The sequence below is a fragment of the Paenibacillus oleatilyticus genome, assembly GCF_018998565.1.
Lineage (GTDB): Bacteria > Bacillota > Bacilli > Paenibacillales > NBRC-103111 > Paenibacillus_G > Paenibacillus_G oleatilyticus.
Genome location: NZ_JAHNZO010000218.1, coordinates 1 through 314, shown reverse-complemented (window position 1 = coordinate 314; position 314 = coordinate 1). Strand labels below are relative to the sequence as shown.

The window sequence follows — 314 nt, the reverse complement described above, 5'->3', positions numbered from 1 at the left end:
CCGTTGTAATACGCCACCTTGTCCTTCCACTTCTGCACCAGCTCCGGCGACGAGGCGGAACCCGCTGTGAACAGAATTCGCAGGCTTGGCATCTGCTCCGGCTCCAGATACACCGCATACGTTGGCGGCAGGGTCGCGACCGTAATTCGGTGCTCCGCCATATACGTTTGAAACCATTGGTAGTTCAAGATCGTATCCTTCGTCGGCACATACAAGGTCGCTCCGCAGAACAACGCCTGGAAGATCTCCCAGCAGGCCGCGTCAAACGACAGGCTGGCGAACAGCAGCGCGCGGTCCTCTTCGCCGATACGCAG

Annotated in this window: 1 protein-coding gene; it reads right to left on the bottom strand. The window is 58.9% G+C overall.

Features of this window, described 5'->3' with window-relative positions:
- Positions 1 to 314: AMP-binding protein (locus tag KQX66_RS37055; protein WP_216798471.1), on the bottom strand; the 314-nt coding region annotated here is incomplete at both ends.